21 protein-coding genes are annotated in these 19,564 nt (G+C 72.5%); 16 read left to right on the plus strand and 5 right to left on the minus strand.

The genetic code is table 11. The annotated features are described in order from the left end of the window. Nucleotides 1-164: 164 nt before the first annotated feature. From JHD21_RS11285 to proC, 5 genes are all read left to right on the plus strand, one after another. On the plus strand, nt 165-761 hold the full coding sequence (locus JHD21_RS11285; RefSeq protein WP_292674934.1) for a TetR family transcriptional regulator: 597 nt from the start codon (nt 165-167) through the stop codon (nt 759-761). A 123-nt stretch (nt 762-884) separates the two neighbouring features. Then, the gene (locus tag JHD21_RS11290) at nt 885-1,601 is read left to right on the plus strand and encodes an ABC transporter ATP-binding protein (protein WP_292674937.1); all 717 of its coding nucleotides are present in this window, start codon (nt 885-887) and stop codon (nt 1,599-1,601) included. Then, nucleotides 1,598-2,335 carry an ABC transporter permease gene (locus JHD21_RS11295; protein ID WP_292674940.1) on the plus strand — a complete coding sequence of 246 codons (738 nt, stop codon included), beginning with the start codon at nt 1,598-1,600 and terminating at the stop codon, nt 2,333-2,335. The genes JHD21_RS11290 and JHD21_RS11295 overlap by 4 nt, the downstream gene beginning before the upstream one ends. 32 nt (nt 2,336-2,367) lie before the next feature. Next, nucleotides 2,368-3,309, plus strand: coding sequence for a proline dehydrogenase family protein (locus JHD21_RS11300; protein WP_365695916.1), 942 nt, complete (start codon nt 2,368-2,370; stop codon nt 3,307-3,309). A gap of 79 nt (nt 3,310-3,388) precedes the next feature. Continuing rightward, the gene (gene proC, locus JHD21_RS11305; RefSeq protein WP_292674945.1) at nt 3,389-4,189 is read left to right on the plus strand and encodes a pyrroline-5-carboxylate reductase; all 801 of its coding nucleotides are present in this window, start codon (nt 3,389-3,391) and stop codon (nt 4,187-4,189) included. Nucleotides 4,190-4,350: 161 nt separating this feature from the next. Here the strand turns inward: proC and JHD21_RS11310 are convergent, their stop codons facing one another. Continuing rightward, nucleotides 4,351-4,902, minus strand: a complete 552-nt coding sequence (locus tag JHD21_RS11310) for a TetR/AcrR family transcriptional regulator (protein ID WP_292674949.1) — start codon at nt 4,900-4,902, stop codon at nt 4,351-4,353. Nucleotides 4,903-5,034: 132 nt separating this feature from the next. On the opposite strand from JHD21_RS11310, the gene JHD21_RS11315 reads away from it, so the two are divergent. From JHD21_RS11315 to JHD21_RS11325, 3 genes are read left to right on the plus strand one after another with little or no spacing between them, the layout of a single operon-like run. Further along, complete coding sequence (locus JHD21_RS11315) at nt 5,035-6,477, plus strand: MFS transporter (RefSeq protein WP_292674952.1); 1,443 nt, start codon at nt 5,035-5,037, stop codon at nt 6,475-6,477. Between the two features lie 18 nt (nt 6,478-6,495). Beyond that, nucleotides 6,496-7,038 (plus strand): hypothetical protein, encoded by a 543-nt coding sequence (locus tag JHD21_RS11320; RefSeq protein WP_292674956.1) that lies wholly within the window; start codon nt 6,496-6,498, stop codon nt 7,036-7,038. A gap of 19 nt (nt 7,039-7,057) precedes the next feature. Beyond that, nucleotides 7,058-8,170 (plus strand): hypothetical protein, encoded by a 1,113-nt coding sequence (locus JHD21_RS11325; protein WP_292674960.1) that lies wholly within the window; start codon nt 7,058-7,060, stop codon nt 8,168-8,170. Here the strand turns inward: JHD21_RS11325 and trpS are convergent. Continuing rightward, a complete protein-coding gene (gene trpS / locus JHD21_RS11330; protein ID WP_292674963.1) occupies nt 8,167-9,123 on the minus strand; it encodes a tryptophan--tRNA ligase in 957 nt (318 codons plus the stop codon). The genes JHD21_RS11325 and trpS overlap by 4 nt on opposite strands. A gap of 169 nt (nt 9,124-9,292) precedes the next feature. Here trpS and JHD21_RS11335 point away from each other — a divergent pair, with 169 nt between their 5' ends. The 5 genes from JHD21_RS11335 (at nt 9,293) to JHD21_RS11355 (ending at nt 13,465) form a co-directional block, all read left to right on the plus strand. Then, complete coding sequence (locus tag JHD21_RS11335) at nt 9,293-10,477, plus strand: acetoin utilization protein AcuC (RefSeq protein WP_292674966.1); 1,185 nt, start codon at nt 9,293-9,295, stop codon at nt 10,475-10,477. A 223-nt stretch (nt 10,478-10,700) separates the two neighbouring features. Then, complete coding sequence (locus JHD21_RS11340) at nt 10,701-10,883, plus strand: helix-turn-helix domain-containing protein (protein WP_292674969.1); 183 nt, start codon at nt 10,701-10,703, stop codon at nt 10,881-10,883. Between the two features lie 170 nt (nt 10,884-11,053). Further along, nucleotides 11,054-11,155 carry an AURKAIP1/COX24 domain-containing protein gene (locus JHD21_RS11345; RefSeq protein ID WP_008356322.1) on the plus strand — a complete coding sequence of 34 codons (102 nt, stop codon included), beginning with the start codon at nt 11,054-11,056 and terminating at the stop codon, nt 11,153-11,155. 29 nt (nt 11,156-11,184) lie between these two features. After that, nucleotides 11,185-12,237 (plus strand): NAD-dependent epimerase/dehydratase family protein, encoded by a 1,053-nt coding sequence (locus JHD21_RS11350; RefSeq protein WP_292674973.1) that lies wholly within the window; start codon nt 11,185-11,187, stop codon nt 12,235-12,237. Next, entirely contained in the window at nt 12,230-13,465 is a 1,236-nt protein-coding gene (locus tag JHD21_RS11355; RefSeq protein WP_292674976.1) for a 1-acyl-sn-glycerol-3-phosphate acyltransferase, read from the plus strand. The genes JHD21_RS11350 and JHD21_RS11355 overlap by 8 nt, the downstream gene beginning before the upstream one ends. Before the next feature lie 103 nt (nt 13,466-13,568). Here JHD21_RS11355 and JHD21_RS11360 read toward each other — a convergent pair whose 3' ends face one another. The 3 genes from JHD21_RS11360 to JHD21_RS11370 all read right to left on the minus strand — a co-directional run bounded on the left by JHD21_RS11360 (nt 13,569) and on the right by JHD21_RS11370 (nt 16,751). After that, entirely contained in the window at nt 13,569-14,753 is a 1,185-nt protein-coding gene (locus tag JHD21_RS11360; protein ID WP_292674979.1) for a DUF5667 domain-containing protein, read from the minus strand. Between the two features lie 147 nt (nt 14,754-14,900). Further along, the gene (locus JHD21_RS11365) at nt 14,901-15,713 is read right to left on the minus strand and encodes a sigma-70 family RNA polymerase sigma factor (RefSeq protein WP_292674982.1); all 813 of its coding nucleotides are present in this window, start codon (nt 15,711-15,713) and stop codon (nt 14,901-14,903) included. A 162-nt stretch (nt 15,714-15,875) separates the two neighbouring features. Next, nucleotides 15,876-16,751, minus strand: a complete 876-nt coding sequence (locus JHD21_RS11370) for an HAD-IB family hydrolase (RefSeq protein WP_292674985.1) — start codon at nt 16,749-16,751, stop codon at nt 15,876-15,878. 504 nt (nt 16,752-17,255) lie between these two features. Between JHD21_RS11370 and JHD21_RS11375 the strand changes: the two genes are divergently transcribed. The 3 genes from JHD21_RS11375 to JHD21_RS11385 all read left to right on the plus strand — a co-directional run. Continuing rightward, a complete protein-coding gene (locus JHD21_RS11375) occupies nt 17,256-18,884 on the plus strand; it encodes an AMP-binding protein (RefSeq protein WP_292674988.1) in 1,629 nt (542 codons plus the stop codon). A 2-nt stretch (nt 18,885-18,886) separates the two neighbouring features. After that, nucleotides 18,887-19,129 (plus strand): glutaredoxin family protein, encoded by a 243-nt coding sequence (locus JHD21_RS11380; RefSeq protein WP_292674991.1) that lies wholly within the window; start codon nt 18,887-18,889, stop codon nt 19,127-19,129. Between the two features lie 149 nt (nt 19,130-19,278). After that, nucleotides 19,279-19,564, plus strand: a 286-nt coding sequence (locus JHD21_RS11385; RefSeq protein ID WP_292674994.1) for a winged-helix domain-containing protein, incomplete at its 3' end; no start/stop codon positions are given.

Genomic DNA, 19,564 nt, shown 5'->3' on the forward strand with positions numbered 1-19,564 from the left:
GTCTGTTGGAGGGTCATGTCCCGATGCTCGGTCGGGCCGGCCGTCCGCGTCGTCGGCCCGGGGGAGGCATCTGACGGCCGTCGACCGGCCGGCGTACTCCCGGGGGACTACGCCCGGGGCAGCACCTGCGGAGCCGGGCCGCGTCGTCGCCGTAGCCTCTCCGCATGACCACCTCAGCGGGCCGGCGGGGTCGCCGGCCCGGGTCGCCCGACACGCGGGCGGCGATCCTCGCCGCCGCCCGGCAGGCGTTCGCGGCGAAGGGGTACGCCGGCGCGTCGGTCCGGGGCATCGCGGGGGACGCGGGCGTGGACTCCGCCCTGGTGCACCACTACTTCAAGACGAAGGACGACCTGTTCCTGGCGGCGCTCGAGCTGCCGCTCGACCCTCGCGAGCTGCTCATCCCGGCGCTCGCGGGCGGGGTGGACGGGGCCGCCGAGCGGATGCTCCGGGTGTTCCTGTCGGTGTGGGACGACCCGGACCTGCGGCTGCCGCTGCTCAGTGTGGTCCGGAGCCTGGTCGACCCCGAGGGTCCGCGGCTGATGCGGGACGGGTTCGTGCCGGTCGTGCTCGGACCCGTCGGCGTCGCGCTCGGGATCGACCGGCCGGAGCTGCGGATGCCGGTGGTGGCGAGCCAGGTCTTCGGGCTCATCATCATGAGGTACGTCGTGGCGCTGGAGCCGATCGCGTCGATGTCCGCGGACGACGTGGTGGCGATCTACGCGCCGACCATCCAGCGGTACCTGACCGGCCCGCTGCCGTAGGCCCGCCCGGGCCTTCTCACTCACCGTTCGTACGGCTGGCGTACCGGCGTGCCGGCCACCAGGCCGCACGAACGGTGAGCGACGGCTTGCGGCGGCGGCCCGGCCGTGGGCATAATTCATCGCATGATGAAAAACGCCATCGAAGTTCGTGGCCTCACCGTCGACCGAGGCGGGCAGCGGGTCCTGGACGGCCTCGACCTCGACATCGCCGCTGGCGTCGTGACCGGCCTGCTGGGGCCGAGCGGCTGCGGCAAGTCCACGCTGCTGCGCAGCATCGTGGGGGTCCAGAAGACCCGGAGCGGTGAGGTCACCGTCCTGGCCGAACCGGCGGGCAGCAGGCCCTTGCGAGACCGGGTCGGCTACGTCACCCAGGACGCGAGCGTCTACGAGGACCTCACGGTGACCGAGAACCTCCGGTTCTTCGCCCGCGTCCTGGGCTGCGACCAGGCCGAGGTGTCCCGGGTCATCGCGGCCGTCGACCTCGGGTCGCACGCCGACGCGGTCGCCGGGGAGCTCAGCGGGGGCCAGCTGTCCCGGGCCAGCCTCGCCGTGGCGCTGCTCGGCAGCCCGGACCTGCTGGTGCTCGACGAGCCGACGGTCGGGCTCGACCCGGTCCTGCGCCGCGACCTGTGGCGGCTGTTCCACAGCCTCGCGGACAGCGGGGTCACGGTGCTGGTCTCCAGCCACGTGATGGACGAGGCCGAACGGTGTCAGCGGCTGCTCCTCATGCGCGACGGCGTGATCCTCGCCGACGGGACGCCCGCCGAGGTCAAGGAGCGCGCCGGCGCCGAGGACGTCGAGGCGGCGTTCCTCTCGCTCGTGGAAGGAGCCGCGGCATGACCCCCCGGATCACCCTTGCGGTCGCCGTCAGGGTGCTGACCCAGATCCGGCGCGACCACCGCACGCTGGGGATGCTGCTCCTGCTGCCGTGCCTGCTGATGAGCCTGCTGTGGTGGATGTTCGAGGGCCTCGCGCCGGAGACCTTCGACCGGTTCGGCCCGGCCCTGCTCGCGATGTTCCCGTTCATCGTGATGTTCCTGGTGACCAGCGTGACGACGCTCCGCGAGCGGTCGTCCGGCACCCTCGAGCGGCTGCTGGCGATGCCGATGGGCAAGCTGGACTTCCTGCTGGGGTACGCGATCGCGTTCGGGCTCGTCGCGGCCGCGCAGTCGGTGCTGGCCGTCGCGGTCAGCGTCGGGCTGCTGGGGCTCGACGTCGTCGGCCCGGTCTGGCTGCTCGGCGTGGTGGCGGTGTTCGACGCCGTGCTCGGCACCGCGCTCGGTCTGCTGGCCAGCGCGTTCGCCCGCACCGAGTTCCAGGCCGTGCAGTTCATGCCGGCCTTCGTGCTGCCGCAGATCCTGCTCTGCGGGCTGTTCGTGCCCCGTCCGGCGCTGCCCGACACGCTGTCGGCCATCAGTGACGTGCTGCCGCTGTCGTACGCCGTCGACGCGATGCAGACGCTGACGCAGAGCTCGTCCACGGGCGAGGTCTGGCAGGACCTGGCCGTCGTCGCGGGGTTCGCCCTGGCCTGCCTCGCGCTCGGTGCCGCCACCCTGCCTCGGCGCACGGACTAGGAGACCTGACACGTAGCCTGGATCACATGGCCCTGCTCCGCCAGCCGCTGCTGATGCTCTCCCGCAGCAACCAGGTCAAGAAGCTGGTCAGCTCGATGCCGGTCTCCGCGGGGATCGTGCGCAGCTACGTCCCCGGGGAGACGACCGAGGCCGTCGTGGCCGCCACGGCGAGCGAGATCGCCGACGGCCTGCGGGTCAGCCTCGACTTCCTCGGTGAGGACACCACCGACGTCGAGCGCGCCGAGGCCACGGTGGCGGCGTACGTCGAGGTGCTCAAGGAGCTGTCGTCGCGCGGCCTGACCCGCGGCCTGGTGGCCGGCGCCGAGGTCTCGGTCAAGCTCAGCGCGATCGGCCAGGCCCTGCCGGACAACGGCGAGAAGGTCGCGCTCGAGAACGCGCGCGCCATCTGCCGGGCCGCCCGCAACGCCGGCACCACGGTCACTCTCGACATGGAGGACCACACCACCACGGACTCGACGCTGTCGATCCTGCGCGACCTGCGCAAGGACTTCCCGGAGACCGGCGCGGTGCTCCAGGCCTACCTGCACCGCACCGAGGACGACTGCCGCGCCCTGGCCTACGAGGGGTCGCGGGTGCGCCTGTGCAAGGGCGCCTACAACGAGCCCGAGGCGGTCGCCTGGCAGGACCGGCTCGACGTCGACCGGTCCTACGTCCGGTGCCTCAAGGTGCTGCTCGCGGGGCAGGGCTACCCGATGATCGCGACGCACGACCCCCGGCTGGTGGAGATCGCCTCGTCGCTGGCGAGCCGCTACGGACGCCAGCCGGGCAGCTACGAGTTCCAGATGCTCTACGGCATCCGCCCGGACGAGCAGCGGCGCCTGGTCCGGGCTGGCGAGACCGTGCGGGTCTACATCCCCTACGGCACCGAGTGGTACGGCTACCTGATGCGTCGTCTCGCCGAGCGCCCGCAGAACCTGTCATTCTTCCTGAGATCGCTGATCTCCAAGAAGTGAGCCCGCAGCCACCGCGACGCAGCAGCGGGGTCGCGACGGGCGGGTCGAGATCACAGACCGAGCACAGGAGGTAGACACGATGACCCAGACCGCCATCCTCGGCGCCGGTGTCATGGGCGAGACCCTCCTGTCGGGGCTCGTCCGTGCCGGCCGCCGCGTCGACCACCTGCTGGTCGGCGAGAAGCGGCCCGAGCGCGCCCGCGAGCTCGAGGAGCGGTACGGCGTCAGCGTGGTCGGCAACGCCGAGGCGGCCGCCAAGGCGGACACCGTCGCGATCGTGGTCAAGCCGCAGGACATGGCCGACCTGCTCGAGGAGATCTCCCCGTCGCTGCGACCCGGCCAGCTCATCGTCTCGCTGGCCGCGGGCATCACCACCGCCTACATCGAGTCCCGGGTGCCGGAAGGCGTGGCCGTCGTCCGGGTCATGCCCAACACCCCGGCGCTGGTCGACGAGGGCATGGCGGCCATCTCGCCCGGCTCCCACTGCGACGACCAGCACCTGGCCGAGGCCGAGTCGCTGCTCGCGTCGGTCGGCAAGGTCGTCCGGATCCCCGAGCGCCAGCAGGATGCGGTCACCGCGATCAGCGGCTCCGGGCCGGCGTACATCTTCTTCGTCGTCGAGTCGATGATCGAGGCCGGCGTGCACCTCGGCCTGCCGCGCACCACCGCGAGCGAGCTCGTCATCCAGACCCTCGTCGGCTCGGGCAAGATGCTGCGCGAGACGGGCACCCACCCGACGGTCCTGCGCGAGCAGGTGACCTCGCCCGGCGGCACGACCGCCTCGGCGCTGCGCGAGCTCGAGATCCACAAGGTGCGGGCGGCGTTCCTGGCCGCGATGGAGGCCGCGCGGGACCGGTCCCGCGAGCTGGCTGACCCTTAACCCCCGCGAGCTTCGGCCCCAGCCCACGACGGACGCTCGCTGCGCTCGCGCGCTTCGCCGTCCATCGTGGCCCGAGGCCGATCGCGGGGCGTCGCTCGCTCCGCTCGCAGGCTCGCTCCGCTCGCGCGGGGTGGCCCGTCCCGCTGGGTCGCGTCGCGTGCCTAGGAACTGACCAACCCGTCGGCGACGACCTCGAGCATCGGCCGGACGGCGGTCTCGTCCAGGTCGCTCTGGTCGGCGACGGTGGCGACGCCGCCGATCAGCCGGCACACCTGGAGCGTCTCGACGCCGTCCTTGAGCGCGCCCTCGTCGCGCAGCCGCTCGACGACCTTGGCATTGGCGTCGGTGAGCACCTGGCACTTCGTCCGGATGGGGGAGTCCGGGTCACCCATCGCAGAGGTGATCTTCGCCGGGCCGCCCTTGTGGACGCTGATGAGCCGGACGTACTCCTCGAACCAGGCCACCAGCAGGTCGCGCGCCGAGCCCTCGTGGGCCAGCGCCTTCTCGGTGGCCTCGCCGACCCGCTGCACCCAGCTCTGCATGATCGCGTCGAGCAGCGCGTCCCGGGTGGGGAAGTGCCGGTAGAGCGTGCCCGGGCCGACGCCGGCCCGCTTGGCGATCTCGTCCAGCGAGGCGTCGTAGCCCTGCTCGCGGAACACCTCGCGCGCGACCTCGACGATCCGGTCGTAATTGCGCTTCGCGTCGGCACGCATGACTTTCTTCCACTTCTCGCTTGCTAAACGGAGACGGTCTCCGTATCGTGGTGCAGGAACCGGAGGAACCCTCCGGATCAAGAGTACCGCGGCCGACCCGGCCAGAACAGGACCTCTCCCATGACAAGTCCCATGACATCCACCCTCACTCCACCAGACAGCTCGACCGAGGCCGACCGTCTCCCGGCCGACCTTCCACCGAACGCCGGGCGCGCCGCGACCGGCATCGCCATCGTCCTCGTCGCCCAGCTGATGTTCGTGCTCGACGCGACCGTCGTGAACGTGGCGCTCCCGCAGATCGACACCGCCCTCGGCTTCGGCCCGGCCTCGCTCTCGTGGGTCCTCAACGCGTTCACGCTGGCGTTCGGCGGACTGCTCCTCCTCGGCGGCCGCCTCGGCGACGTCTTCGGGCGCCGCCGGATGTTCCTCGCCGGCCTCAGCGTCTTCGCCATCGCCTCGCTGCTCGGGGGGCTCGCGCAGACCCCCGAGATGCTGGTGCTGGCCCGGGCCGCCCAGGGCGCCGGCGCCGCGCTGGCCGCCCCCGGCGTCCTGGCGCTGCTCATGACGAGCGCTCCCGACGAGCCCGCCCGGCTGCGGGCCCTCGCCCTCTTCGGCGCGGTCTCGTCGGCCGGCATGTCCATCGGGCTGCTGCTCGGCGGCGCCGTGACCGACCTCGGCTCGTGGCGCTGGACGATGTTCATCAACGTCCCCATCGCCGTCGGGGTGCTCGTCCTCGCCCCGCGCTTCGTCGACGAGACCGCGCGGCGCCCCGGACGGTTCGACGTGGTCGGCGCGGTCACCGCCACCGGCGGCGCGGTCGCCATCGTGTGGTCGCTCATCGGCGCGCCCGAGCACGGCTGGGGCTCGGCCCGCACCCTCCTCGGGCTGCTCTCCGGCGTGCTGCTGCTCGTCGTGCTGGGCGTCACCGAGCGCCGGGTCGCGCACCCGCTGCTGCGTCCTGCCCTGCTCCGCAGCCGGCAGCGGGTCGGCGGGCTCGCGGTGATGGCCCTCGTGTTCGGCGGCCAGCTGTCGATGTTCTTCCTCGCCGTGCAGTTCATCGAGCACGATCTCGGGTTCGGGCCCATGGCCTCGGGCCTGGCGTTCCTGCCGCTGACCGTTGGCATCTTCGCCACCTCCCGGGTGACCCCGCGGATTATGGCGGCCGTCGGCCCGCTGCCGATGATCGCCCTCGGGGCGGTCGGCCTCTCGGCGAGCTTCGCCTGGCTGAGCACCCTGGACGCCGGCGACTCCTACGTCAGCGGCATCCTCGGCCCGATGGTCCTCAACGGGCTCTCCGCCGGGATCGCCTTCATGCCGATCACCTCGACCGTCCTGGGCGGTGTCGAGCCGGAGCACGCCGGGGCCGCGTCGGGGCTGCTGCAGACCTTCCAGCAGCTCGGCGGCGCGGTCGGCCTCGCGGTGATCGTCAGCGTCTACGCAGCCGGCTCGGTGCCGGGCGAGTTCCTGCCCGGCGCGCAGGCGGCGTTCCTCACCTCGGCGACGATGGCCGCGCTGGCCGGCGTCGCGGGCGTGGCCGCCCTGGCCCGACGGAGGCCCGCGCCGGTCCCGGCGTGATGGCGGCATCATGAGGGCATGACCGACCTGCCGCTCGTCTGGGGTGCGACCCCGGACGAGCGGCAGCGGTCGTACGACGCCGACACCGCCGTCCCCGGCCCGGTCCTGCTGATGACCCGGGCGATCGGCGTCTCCGCACCCGTCGAGGTCACCTGGCGTTGGCTCTGCCAGGTCGCGGTGGCGCCGTACTCTTTTGACTGGGTCGACAACCGCGGCCGCCGCAGCCCCCGCGAGCTGACCCCCGGGGCCGAGCGGCTCGAGCTCGGCAAGACCATGGCGATCGTGTTCCGGCTGGCCTCCTTCGAGGACGGCCACCACTGGACCGCGGTCACCACGCCCCGCGGCGAGCGGCTCTTCGGACGCGTCGCCATGACGTACGCCGCGGAGCCCGGCCCGTCCGGGTCGCGGATCGTCTGCCGGATCGCCGCCTCGTCCGACGGCCCGCTGCGTCGGGCCCGGGCGCACGCCCTGGCCTGGGGCGACCTGGTGATGATGCGCAAGCAGCTGCGCACGCTGAGGGACCTGGCCGAGCGGGACGCGCGCCGTGGAACGCCGACGTGACCGGGGGCGTCACACGACGGTGAGGCTCCTGGGTGCGGTGCTCCTGGCCGTCCTGGTGTCCGCGTGCGCGGACGACCCCGAGGTGCCCGAACCGGACGGCAGCTGGACACGCGCCGCCGACATGCCGCTCTCGCCACGCACGTCGCCGCAGGTCGGCTGGACGGGCAGCGAGGTGCTCGTGGTCGGCGGCGACACCGCGGTCGTCCCGGATGACAGCGGTGGCGGCCCGGCCGCACCGGTCGCCGACGGCGCGGCGTACGACCCGGCCACCGACACGTGGCGGCCGATCGCGGCGGCTCCCGAGCCGCTGCCCTACTACTACCGGTCCGCGATGGTCGGCGACACGATGGTCGTCCTGGCCGTCACCGCGGAAGGCCGGGCGGGGAGATGGCTGGCCTACGACGCCGGTGCCGACGCCTGGACGCGCCTCCCCTCGCCGCCGCGCCGGCCCCGCGACCTGGGCCTCCTCACGGTCCGGGGTGGCTCGGTGCTGACCGCGACTCGGGCGGGCGACGTCCTCGAGCTGGACGTGGGGTCGCGGTCGTGGTCGGTCCTGCCGCGGGACCCGATCGAGCCACGCCTCGAGCTCTACACGGTGACCTCTGACGGGTCCGACGTGTTCGTCTGCGGTCCCGACCCCGCGGTCGAGGAGGACGGCAGCACCCCGCGGTTCGTGGTCGTCGACCGGTGGGACGGGGCGGCGTGGACCAGGCTCCCGCCCAGCCGCCAGGTCGGCTGCGTCAGGCACTGGTCGGGCGAGCACCTGGTCAACGCCGACATCCAGGTCGCGGCCGGCCTGGACGGCGACCCGCCGGAGGGCGGACGGCTCGATCCCGAGACGGGCGAGTGGTCGGAGCTGCCCGGCGTCCGTGACGCCGACGGCGGCGCCCCCGACCACGTCACGGTCAATGCCGCGGAGGGGCCACTCGTCGTCGGCTGGGGCTACGTCTACGACGACCGCGCGGGCACGTGGACGCCGTTCGGCCGCCCGGACTCCCCGGTCGACCGGGGCGCCGGCGCGGCGGTCGTCGACGGCCGGCTGCTGGTGTTCGGCGGCCGCGACGAGGACGCCGGCTACGAGGACGGCGCCGGCCTCTCGAACCAGACCTGGGTCTGGACGCCGCCTGACTAGAGCCCGATCGCCGCCTCGGCGGCGGCCAGGACGGGGGCGGTCACCTCACGGCAGCGCGCCTCGCCGGCGGCGTACCGCTCGGCGACGTACGCCGGGTCGGCGGCGAGCTCGGCATGGCGGACCTGCAGCGGCTCGAGCACCGCGACCACGGCGTCGGTCACGGCCTTCTTGAGGGCGCCGTACGTCGTGATCCCCTCGGCGGAGCCGCCGCACGCCTCGAGCACGTCGAGCAGGTTCGTGACGCCCGGCTTCGCGTCCCGGTCCCGACGGACGGCATCCATCCCCGCGTCCGAGTCGGTCACGGCGCGCGCCACCTTGCGGCGGACGACGTCGGGTGGGTCGAGCAGGAACACCGATCCGCCGGACGAGGGGTCGGCGGACTTCGACATCTTCCGGCTCGGCTCGAGCAGGTCCATGACCCGGGCCCCGACCGGGGGAGTGGCCACCTCGGGCACCGTGAACACCTGGCCGTAGCGCCGGTTGAAGCGCAGCGCCAGGTCCCGGGTCAGCTCCACGTGCTGGCGCTGGTCGTCACCGACCGGCACCTGCTCGGGCCGGTACAGCAGGATGTCGGCGGCCATCAGGGCCGGGTAGGTGAACAGCGAGACCCGCGTCGAGCCCACCGCTCGACCCTTCTCCTTGAACTGCACCATCCGGTTCAGCTCGCCGGTGGTGGCGGTGCACTCGAGCAGGTAGGCGAGCTGGGCGTGCGCGGGCACTCGGCTCTGCCGGAACAGGGTCGCCTCGGTGAGCCCGGCCGCCAGCAGCAGCGTCGCCATCTCGACGGTCCGCTCGCGCAGCAGCGCCGGGTCGTGCTCGGTGGTCATGGCATGCAGGTCCGAGACGCCGTAGAAGCCGTCCTCCTGCCGTTCCCGCATCGGCCGCAGCGCGCCGAGCAGGTTGCCGAGCGTGAGCCGCCCGGAGGGGGTGAGGAGGGAGAGGGTCCTGGTCATGAGGTGGGCTCCTGGGGTGAAGGGCCCACGGGCGACGCGCCGGGAAACGCAGAACGGCCGCCCGTGGGCGGCCGTGTGAAGGGTGTGCTGGAACGGTGGGCCGCCGTCAGGCGGGCCACCACGTGAGGTGGGAGACCGTCAGCACGGGGGAGAGACTACCGTCACAGGCATGGAGTGCCCGGGGCCGGCGACGGTCGTCTTCGACCCGACGCTCACCGAGTACGACTTCGGGCCGGCGCACCCGATGAGCCCGGTGCGGGTCGACCTCACGATGCGGCTGGCCACCGACCTGGGGGTGGTGGGCGGTCCGGGGCTGCGGCTGGTCGGTGCCCCGCTCGCGACCCTCGACGAGATCGCCACCGTGCACGACCAGCGCCTGATCGAGGCGGTGGAGCGCTGCGGCCGCACGAACGAGCCGGACCTGCAGGTGGGCCTCGGCAGCGACGACAACCCGGTGTTCCCCGGCATGCACGAGGCCGCCGCGCACGTCGTCGGCGCCAGCCTCGCGGCGTTCCGGGAGGTGTGGAGCGGCGACTCCCTCCACTCCGCCAACGTCACCGGCGGGCTGCACCACGCCATGCAGGGCCGGGCCAGCGGCTTCTGCGTCTACAACGACGTCGCGATCGGCATCAAGTGGCTGCTCGACCAGGGCGCCGAGCGGGTGGCGTACGTCGACGTCGACGTCCATCACGGCGACGGCGTGGAGCGGATCTTCTGGGACGACCCGCGGGTGCTGACCATCTCCCTGCACGAGACCGGGCAGATGCTCTTCCCTGGCACGGGGTTCCCCGAGGACCTCGGCGGCGAGGGCGCGGAGGGCAGCGCGGTCAACGTCGCCCTGCCGCCGGGCACCTCGGACGCCGGCTGGCTGCGCGCGTTCCACGCGGTCGTCCCGGACCTGGTCCGCGAGTTCGCCCCCGACGTGCTGGTCACCCAGCACGGCTGCGACTCGCACGCGGCGGACCCGCTGGCCCACCTGATGCTGAGCGTCGACGGCCAGCGCGCGGCGTACCTGGCCCTGCACGAGCTGGCGCACGAGGTCGCCGGCGGCCGGTGGGTGGTGACCGGCGGCGGGGGCTACGCGCTGGTCGAGGTGGTGCCCCGCGCCTGGACGCACCTGCTGGCGATCGTCGGCGGCGCCCCCCTGGACCCCGCCACCTCGACCCCCGAGTCCTGGCAGGCCTACGTCCGGGAGCGGACGGGTGTGGTGCCGCCGGCGTCCCTGACCGACGGCAAGACCCCCGGCTTCCGGCCGTGGTCGGACGGCTACGACCCGGGCACCTGGCTGGACCGGGCGGTCAACGCCACCCGGAGCGCGGTGTTCCCGCTGCACGGGCTCGACCCGCTGCCCTGATCGACGGGTCGAGACCCCGCGACGATGGCTGGGATGACACTCACGACGGTCCCGATCGCAACTCGACACGCCGTAGACCACTCAGACGACTTTCGTGAACCTATTCCCCACGAGTCACAGGAGGCCCTATTCTCACCGTGCGAGGTTCGGAGCGCGCCGGTGGGGAAGCCGGCGGCCGGGCCAGCGTGCGTTGCAGAGAAAGTGGTGCGTGATGGCTGGAGACATGTCAGACGCGAAGTTCCTCACCGTGGCCGAGGTCGCGGCGATGATGCGCGTCTCGAAGATGACGGTGTACCGCCTCGTGCACAACGGTGACCTGCCGGCTGTCCGGGTGGGCCGCTCGTTCCGGGTGGTCGAGGACGACGTCAACGACTACCTGCGCAACAGCTTCTACAACGCCGGCTGACGGATCTCGGCTCGCCTGAGCCCCGAGAACGCCTCGGGGGTCCACGCGGGCGGAGCCCCCGTGGGTGACCTCACTTGCGGCGAGTTCGCTGCGCGGTCACCCGACCGATAGGCTGGTCCGGTCCCGCGGCACGAGACTCGTGGGTCTCCAATCGGTTGAGAGGTCTCCACGTGGGTTCGGTCATCAAGAAGCGGCGCAAGCGCATGGCCAAGAAGAAGCACCGCAAGCTCCTGAAGAAGACGCGCGTCCAGCGTCGCAAGCTCGGCAAGTAGGCCTGAGAGCACTCGGAGGCTCCCACACCATGGCCGCCGGAGACCGCGTCGTCCTCGTCACCGGGGTCTCCCGCGACCTCGGGCGGCACTTCGCGCGCTCGCTCGCGGCCGAGCCCTGCGTCGGCAGGGTGATCGGCGTCGACGTGGTCCCGCCCCGCGGTGACATCGGCGACGTCTCCTTCGTGCGCGCCGACATCCGCAACCCGGTGATCGCCAAGGTGATCGCCAAGGAGCGGGTCGACACCGTCGTGCACATGAGCGTCATCTCCACGCCCGGCAGTGCCGGCGGACGCAACACGATGAAAGAGCTCAACGTCATCGGCACGATGCAGCTCCTCGCCGCGTGCCAGAAGGCGCCGACGGTCGAGCACCTCGTCGTGAAGTCGACGACGACCGTCTACGGCGCCAGCAACCGCGACCCGGCGATGTTCACCGAGGACATGGAGCCGCGCCGCGCCCCGCGCGCGGGCTACGCCAAGGACGTCGCCGAGATCGAGAGCTACGTGCGCGGGTTCGCGCGCCGCCGTCCGGACGTCCGGGTCACCATGCTGCGCTGCGCCAACGTCATCGGCGCCCACGTGGTCAGCCCGCTGACGTCCTACTTCCGGCTGCCCGTCGTCCCCACCGTGTTCGGCTACGACGCCCGGCTCCAGTTCCTCCACGAGCGCGACCTGCTGTCCGTGCTGCGCTACGCCGTCGCCAACGAGGTCCCCGGCACGTTCAACGTCGCCGGCGACGGGATCCTGATGCTGAGCCAGGCGATGCGGCGGCTGAAGCGTCCGACGGTCTCGATGCCGGGGTTCGCGGTCGGCCAGGCGGGGTCCTTCCTGAGGCAGGCGCGGCTGGCGGACTTCTCACCGGAGCAGCTCGGCTTCCTCACCTACGGTCGGGGCGTCGACACCACCCGGATGCGGGAGGAGCTCGGGTTCGAGCCGTCGATGACCACCGAGGAGGCCTTCGCCGACTTCGCCCGGTCGCTGACGCCCACAGGTGGGCGCACCGAGCGGCTGCTCGGCGTGCTGGCCGACGCGCTGCCCTCCACGCCGGCGCTGCCGAGCTCGTCGGGGGTGCTCGATGGGTGACGCCGAGATCATCCCGATCGGCACCCGGGGGCGCCCGGGGCGGGGGAGTGCCAGCGGCAAGCCCTCCTCGGCGTCCCGGAGCCTGGCCGGCCCGGGCAAGCCGGCCGCCGAGAAGCGTGCCGACCGGCCCTCCCGGCCCCGGCACGGCGCGCGCCCCGCGACCGACCAGCCGACGACGCCGGCGGCCGATCGCCCCAGGAAGCCCGCCGTCGAGCCGACCGAGCCGACGCCACCGACGCCACCGGCGCCGCGGCTGACGGAGGCTCCGGCTCCCGACGCCGGTCACGACCCGGTGCTCGCCGCGACGACCGTCCGCGACCGCGGTCCGCTCGCCGGCATCCCGGCGGGGGACTGGCTCGCGGCGTTCCAGCACGCCGCCAGGGAGCTGTTCGGCGAGCAGTGGGAGCCGCAGCTGGCCCGCTTCCTGGCGTTCCTGCGCCGCAGGGTGAGCGGTGACTACGTCGTCGACGAGTACGGCTTCGACCAGGAGATCACCGAGCGCTTCCTGATGACCGCGCTCCGGCCGATCGCCGACAAGTGGTTCCGGATCGAGGTGCGCGGGGTGGACAACATCCCCACCGAGGGCGGCGCCCTGGTCGTCTCCAACCACTCGGGCACGATCCCGGTCGACGGCCTGATGACGATGGTCTCGATCCACGACCACACCGGCCGGTTCCTGCGCCCGCTCGGCGCCGACCTCGTCTTCAGGATGCCGGTCGTCAGCAAGCTGGCGCGCAAGAGCGGCACCACCCTGGCGTGCAGCGAGGACGCGGAGCGGATGCTGCGCGCCGGTGAGCTCGTCGGCGTCTGGCCCGAGGGCTTCAAGGGCATCGGCAAGCCCTACGCCGAGCGCTACAAGCTCCAGCGGTTCGGGCGGGGCGGCTTCGTCTCGGCCGCGCTGCGCACCGGCGTACCGATCGTGCCGCTGTCGGTGGTGGGGGCGGAGGAGATCTACCCGCTCGTCGGCAACGTGCCGGGCCTGGCTCGGGTGCTCGGGATCCCCTACATCCCCATCACGCCGTTCTTCCCGCTGCTCGGCCCGCTCGGCCTCGTCCCGCTGCCGTCGAAGTGGCTCCTGGAGTTCGGGGAACCGATCCGCACCGACGAGTTCGACTCCGGTGCCGCCGACGACCCGATGCTGGTCTTCGACGTCACCGACCAGGTGCGGGAGACCATCCAGTCGACCCTCTACTCGCTCCTCATGAAGCGAGAGTCCGTCTTCCGCTGACGGCGCTCCGCGCCGTCGCGGAGACGAAGCTCGAGCAGCCGAGCGAGGCGGACGGCACCCCCCGCAGCGCTGGCTGGGACGCAATGTCCCCGGGTGAACGGACCTACGGGTTGGTCCCGGTCAACCCGCCGGTCAACCCGTCGACGACCCCGTTGACACCCTCGACGACCTCGCTCACGACCTCGTCCACGACCGGCACCCCGACGGTCGGCACCGAGGTCGGGATGGAGACGTTGCCGGAGCCGAGCGGGTTCTGCGGGTTGCCGTTGCCGTGGTTGTTGCCGTTGCCCCCGGAGCCCTGGGTCGGGAGCTGGACCGGGTCGGTCGGCTCCGGCTCCGTGGTGTCGGCCTCCGGGGCGTCGGTGATGGTGGTGACCGGGCCACGGTCGCCCTGGTCGGGCTTGTCGCCGGTGCCGGGCTTCAGGTCGTCCGCCTGGTCGGCAGCGGTCGAGACGGCGGCGTCGTCCATCGTGGCGTCCCCGCTGGCGAGCAGCGGCACCGGGATCTCGATGATGCCCAGGCTGTCGCACACGGGGCACAGGTTGGCGGCGAGGGTGTCGATCTCGAACAGCACCTGAGCGGCGTCGAGCAGGGCCGCCTCGGCACTCTCGGGGATGACCTCCTCGAGGTCGGCCAGCACCTCGATGCTCACGGCGGTGAAGTCTCGGAGCTCGTTGATCGACTCCTCGGAGCCGGTGGCGGAGTAGTCGTCCATCAGCAGCTCGGACGCCTCGGTGGCCTGGCTGGCGAACGTGGTCAGCGTCTCGGAGACCGCGACGGCGTCCACGTCGTCCTGGCGGGCGAGCTTGTCGACCTCGTCGAGCCGGCCCGAGGCGTTCTCGAGGATGGTGGCGCCCTTGGCCTCGTCGCTGACGCTGAAGCCGGCCTCGGCGTTCTCCATGGCTCGCTTGAGCGGGTAGAGGACGTCGCCGGGGATGGCGCTCTGGGCGGCGACGGCCATCGAGGTGGTGGCACCGACGATGGCGAAACCGCCGAGGGCGACCGCCAGCCGGCGCTCGCGCGGCGTACGCCTCGACCGGACCGTGAGCCGGTCGGTCAGCGCGGCGGGGGAGTCGGGAACGATGAGCTCGGTCTCGGCGGCCAGCATCAGCCGCTCGCGCAGGTCGGCGACGAACGCGGGCCTGGCCTGGACCGGCGGCACCGACTGCAGCGCCTCGACGAGCTCGAGCAGCTCGGCGTCGCGAGGGTCGCGGACCGCGCCGCGCTCGGCTTCGAGCGAGGCGTTGAACCGCTCGGCGCCTCGTCGCGCCGGGTGCAGGCTACTCATCGCTTGTTCCTCGTCCGTTCGTGCCGGTGCCTGTCTCCCCGTGAGCGGGCCTCGACACCAGGAAGAACGACGCTCGGGAGCGCGAGGTTACGGGCGCGGACGCATTGCGGAGAACGATTTCCGACACAGGTGCGGGGACCGTCGCCATCACCTCACCCCCTCCGGCATGAGCTTGGCGAGGTTGCGTACGCCGCGCAGCTGGAGCTGCTTGACCGCGCCTTCGCTGCGGCCCAGGACATCGGCCGTCTCGGCGATGCTCATGCCCTGGAGGAACCGCATGATCAGGCAGTCCTTCTGCTCGGCCGGCAGCTCGGTGAGCGCCTTGAGCAGGATCTCGTTGGTGAGGCTGGCGAGCACCGACGTCTCCGGACCCTCGGTCGCGTCGTCGTGCAGCCCCATGTCCTCCGTCGTCATCTCGAGGCGGGTGCGGCCGGCCTTGAAGTGGTCGGTGGCGAGGTTGCGCGCGATGGTCATCAGCCAGGCGCCGAAGTCCTTGCCCTGCCAGCGGAAGCTCTGCATGCTCCGCAGGGCCCGGAAGAAGGTCTCCGAGGTGAGGTCCTCGGCCAGCGTGGCCGACCGGGTCCGGTAGAAGAGGAAGCGGTAGACCGAGCCCTGGTAGTGGTCGTAGAGCATGCCGAACGCCTCGGAGTCGCCCTTGCGGGCCAGCTCGACGAGGGCGATCAGGCGGGTGCGCTCCTCCTCCGACTCCTCGGAGGACGCCGCGAGGTCCGCGTCGCCGAAGCCACCGCCGACACCGCCGGCCACACCGTCGGGACGCTCACCGGCGACGGCCTCGCTGAGGAGCCAGCGGGACACCTCGGAGGCCGGAACCTGCTGACCGTCGACGGTGACGAGGGCGGGCTGGGGGCCGAACGGCTCGAGCGTCCCGGCCAGCGCACGGAGGACCGCGTCGCGCAGGGCGTTGAGCCCTTGCGCTAGATCGTGGCCGGCGCGCGCCATTGTGGGATTCCCCTCCCGATGCACTGCTGCTCCCCCGTGAGCCCTCTCATGGTAGAGGCCAAAGTCACATGGCGGAACCGAACGTGCGATGCGCCACATTCAGCGCACAGTCGTCCACTGGATCGGTAGGGCCCCGGTGCGCCGGCCTCAGGTGTCGCTGGCTCAGCCGCGGTGGTGGCCCCGCAGGGAGACCCCCGCGGCCACGGCGCCGGTGAGGCCGCCCGCGACGGCCGCGACCACCAGCCCGGCCCGGGCCGCCTTCCGCCCGGTGCGGTAGTCCCGGATCCGCCAGCCCTGCCCGCGCGCGTGCGCCCGGAGCCGCGCGTCCGGGTTGATGGCGCACGGGTCGCCCACCATGGTCAGCATCGGCAGGTCGTTGTAGGAGTCGGAGTACGCCGAGCACAGGCTGAGGTCCAGCCCCTCCCGCGCGGCCAGCGCCTTGATCGCCTCGGCCTTCGCGGGGCCGTGCAGCATGTCGCCGACCAGCGCTCCGGTGTAGACGCCGTCCTTGTGCTCCGCGACGGTGCCCATGGCGCCGGTGAGCCCGAGCCGCCGCGCGATGATGCTCGCGATCTCGATCGGCGCCGCGGTCACCAGCCACACCCGCTGGCCCTGGTCGAGGTGCATCTGCGCCAGGGCCCGCGTCCCCGGCCAGATCCGGTGCGCCATCGCCTCGTCGAAGATCTCCTCGCCGAGCTCCTCGAGCTCGGCCACCGTGTGTCCGGCGATGAACGCGAGCGCCGAGCTGCGGGCCTCGGCGACGTGCGCGGGATCCTCGACACCCACGACCCGGAAGTAGGCCTGCTTCCATGCCGCACCCGCGATCTCCCGGGTCGTGAAGAACTTGCGCCGGTGCAGCCCCCGGGCCAGGTGGAAGATGCTCGCGCCCTGCATGACGGTGTTGTCCACGTCGAAGAAGGCCGCCCGGCTCGGGTCCGCCGGTGTGTCCAGGGCCGTCTCGACCTCGGCCGCGGCCGCCGCCGCCTCGCCGGCCAGCGCCGACCGCTGCTGGAGATCCAGACGTCTGCGGTCCACCACGGAGGTCACCGTAGTGCGCGGGGGGTTGCCGTGGGGCTGCGCGCGCTCCTGGGCTCGGGCGTGGTGCTTGTGCACGTGGCCGGTCCTGGTGTTGGGCTGGCGGCCGCGCGCGTACCAGCCCGACGCTCGCAACACGGCTCGGGCCGGCGGAGTCCCCGGATATCAGGGGACTCCGACGCCGGGGTCCGGACTTCTGCACCCAGTCCTGCACTTCTGCACCCAGATCTAGGTGCAGAAGTGCAGGGGTCACCGGATATCCGGGGACCCCGCCGCTGCCCCCGCCCGCCTCAGACCACTAACGCGCGATTCGCACGCACCTGGTGAGTGCGATCAACGCGCTTGTTCCGGGCAACCCCTCGCAGACGGTGGTGGTGCCCGCGCGCGGGCACCACCCCCAGCACCAAGAACGGACCAGCTGAGTGGGAGGTCCTGCCCCGGACCTGCTCCACCGCAACGAGCACCACGACCAGCCCAAGCCCCACCCGCCTATGGAAGTATCCGCCCATGGACGAGGAGGCCGTACCGCAGCAACGGGCCACCGACGTCGCCGACCTGCTGACCCGCGCCGCCGCCGAGAACCCCGACAAGACCGCGATCGTCGAGGCCGGTGGCCGCGGCATGACCTGGGCGGAGCTCGAGGACGAGGTGGGTCGGCTGGCCAGCGGGCTGGGCACCGCCGGGATCGTCGCGGGGCACCGGGTCATGCTGGTGATGGGCAACCGGCTGGAGTTCGTGGCGACGTACCTCGGCGTCCTGCGCGCCCAGGCGGTCGCCGTCCCGGTCAACCCCACGGCCACCGCCGGCGAGCTGGCCCGGATGATCGCCGACTCCGGTTCGCGGATCGTCGTGGCCGACGCGGACGCGGTCAGCGAGGTGCGGGCGGCCCTGGCCGCGCTCGACGAGGCGATGGCCGGGGAGCATCCCGAGGGCTCGATCGAGGCCGACCTGTTCTCCCGCCTGGTGCGGCCACGGCTGGTGGTGGTGGGTGCGACGCTGCAGCCCGACGAGCGGGCGTACGACCACCTGCGTGCCGAGCGGGCGCACGCCATCCCGCCGTTGCAGGACCCCGAGAAGCTGGCGGCGCTGCTCTACACCAGCGGCACCTCGGGACGCCCGCGGGCGGCGATGCTCACCCACCGGGCCCTGCTCGCCAACATCGACCAGGTCGCCGCGGTCGACCCGCCGATGATCCACGGGGACGACGTGGTGCTCGCGGTGCTGCCGCTGTTCCACGTCTACGGCCTGAACGCCGTCCTCGGCGTCGTGCTCCGCCACCGTGCCAAGCTCGTGCTCGCGGCCCGCTTCGACCCGCAGGGCACGCTCGACCTGATCGAGGACGAGGCCTGCAGCGTCATCCCGGTCGCCCCGGCGGTCTTCGCCTACTGGCGTGACGTCGACCAGCTCCGCGAGCGGCTCGGCCCGGTGCGGCTGATGCTCTCCGGCTCGGCACCGCTGGCGCCGGAGCTCATGGCGGAGTTCACCGAGCGGACCGGCATCCCGATCCACCAGGGCTACGGCCTGACCGAGGCCTCGCCGGTCGTGACCAGCACCCTGGTGAGCGAGCACCCCCAGGCCGGCTCGGTCGGCGCCGCCCTGCCCGGCGTCGAGATCCGGCTCGTCGACGAGCTCGGGGGGACCCCCGAGGGCGAGGACGCCGGCGAGATCTCGATCCGGGGAGCGAACCTGTTCAGCGGCTACTGGCCGGACGGCTCGGACGGGCCGGACTCCGAGGGCTGGTGGTCCACCGGTGACGTGGGCTTTCTCGACCCGAGCGGGGACCTCTTCCTGGTCGACCGGCTCAAGGAGCTGGTGATCGTCTCGGGGTTCAACGTCTACCCGGTCGAGGTCGAGGACGTGATCCGCGAGGTCGACGGGGTCACCGAGGCGGCCGTGATCGGTGTCGAGGACGAGCTCCAGGGCGAGGCCGTGGTCGCGTACGTCGTCGCGCCCGGCCGGGACGCCGCGGCCGTCGAGGCCGCGGTCCGGGAGCACTGCGAGACCCGGCTGGCGCGGTTCAAGCAGCCGAGCCGCGTCGAGGTCGTCGCCGAGCTGCCGGTCGGGGTGACCGGCAAGGTCCAGAAGGGCCGGCTGCGCGGGATGGAGCGCCGGCGGGCCCTGGGCCTGCTGGAGTGACCGTGCCCGCGCCGCGCGTCGTCCTCTACGGCAAGCCGGGCTGTCACCTCTGCGACGACGCCCGCGCGGTCGTCGAGCGCGTCTGCGCCGACCTGGGGGAGACCTACGAGGAGATCTCGATCCTCGACGACCCGGCCCTCATGGACCGGTTCGGCGAGGAGATCCCGGTGACCTTCGTCGACGGCCGCCAGCACGACTTCTGGCGGGTCGACGAGGCCCGGCTGCGGGCCGCCCTGACGGTCTGACCCCACCCCGGTCAAGCCGAGGCACTGTGGTATTGCCCTCACCCGGTCGGTTTTGTTCTCGCGTTCACAAGCGCATAGCCTGAACGACGCGAGCGCCGCCGGGGTCGACGGGCCTCTTGGACCCCCTCCGGTGGCTGGAGAGAAGAGCAGTGACCGCCAGGAGCCACGCCCACAGCGCCCGGGACATCCCCGAGGCCACGGTGGCGCGGCTGCCCGTCTACCTGCGGGCGCTCAGCGCGCTCGCGGACCAGGACATCACGACCTGCTCCAGCGAGGAGCTCGCCGCCGCGGCCGGCGTCAACAGCGCCAAGCTGCGCAAGGACCTTTCCTACCTCGGCTCCTACGGCACCCGCGGCGTCGGCTACGACGTCGACTACCTTCGCTACCAGATCGCCCGCGAGATCGGCGTGACCCAGGACTGGCCCGTGGTCATCG

The sequence above is a fragment of the Nocardioides sp. genome, assembly GCF_016462705.1.
In the GTDB taxonomy this organism is placed as follows: Bacteria; Actinomycetota; Actinomycetes; order Propionibacteriales; family Nocardioidaceae; genus Nocardioides.